This window comes from Porphyromonas sp. oral taxon 278 str. W7784 (genome assembly GCF_000467855.2).
In the GTDB taxonomy this organism is placed as follows: Bacteria; Bacteroidota; Bacteroidia; order Bacteroidales; family Porphyromonadaceae; genus Porphyromonas.
Window position 1 is genome coordinate 1 of sequence record NZ_KI259240.1, and the last position, 888, is coordinate 888.

The 888-nt window shown below is 56.0% G+C and carries 1 protein-coding gene; it reads left to right on the forward strand.

Annotated elements, in window-relative coordinates; translation table 11 throughout:
- A partial coding sequence (locus HMPREF1556_RS08845) for a hypothetical protein (RefSeq protein WP_044125282.1) occupies positions 1-204 on the forward strand: 204 nt, incomplete at its 5' end.
- Positions 205-888: the final 684 nt, after the last annotated feature.

The following is an 888-nucleotide window of genomic DNA, read 5'->3' on the forward strand; positions in this document are numbered from 1 at the left end:
ATTACCCTAAGCTTCTCAGGATATCGTGATGGTGATAAGGTAGAGCACCTAACCGAAGCGCTTGCTTTCTGGAGCAATGAGATTGATGCTCGAGTAGAATACGAAGTGAACTCTCAAGCCCTAGTCTGCATGCCTTCCTTGCCTGCAGATGGGAATGGTCCTCGCTACTTTGGTCTCTCCATACGACCCGTACGCACCAAGTAGCACCAGTAGCATCCCTCACTTCCATCCGCCCCACCACGACGAGCGTGATGGGGCGGTGTCGTTTACTCACAAGGAGACGACACGACTGGTCATAGACCCGACCCATTCATGAGGGACAGATGCGACCCATTCATGGGTCACCTGACCGACCCATTCATGGGTCCCTCAAGGGACCCATGAATGGGTGACTTTTGCGACCTATCGTAGGTCGTCGGGGCGATCTACCGTAGGTCGTATCGGCGACCCACAGTAGGTTTCCCGAGCGAGCTCCTAGGAGTCACTTCCCGAACCCTTTCAGAAGGCTCTACTTCACGGGACTGAGGCCTTCCGCCCTCAACCCTCGGATGGTGTCTTCCCACAGCACGAGGTTTAGACCTTAGAGTGGAGCATATCCCCCTCTTCTCCCCCACCCTGTGCGGACTGCACAGGAGAGGGGAGGCAAGGCCAAAGCCCCTAGCCCATCCTTCCTCTTGAGGCTTACCCAGATCGATCGGGCTTCACCCCTAGGAGTGACAGAGCGCAGGAGGCTCGCATGGGGCGAATGCCGTATCTTTGTGCCCGATGAACCGACAGCAAGACCTCATCGCTCCCCTCAGGGAGCGTATCCAGCATAGTGGCATCCAGGAGCCCCTTGGTCAATACGGCTAATCCCGTGTTTCTTGAACTGCTTATTCAGCTCCTTAA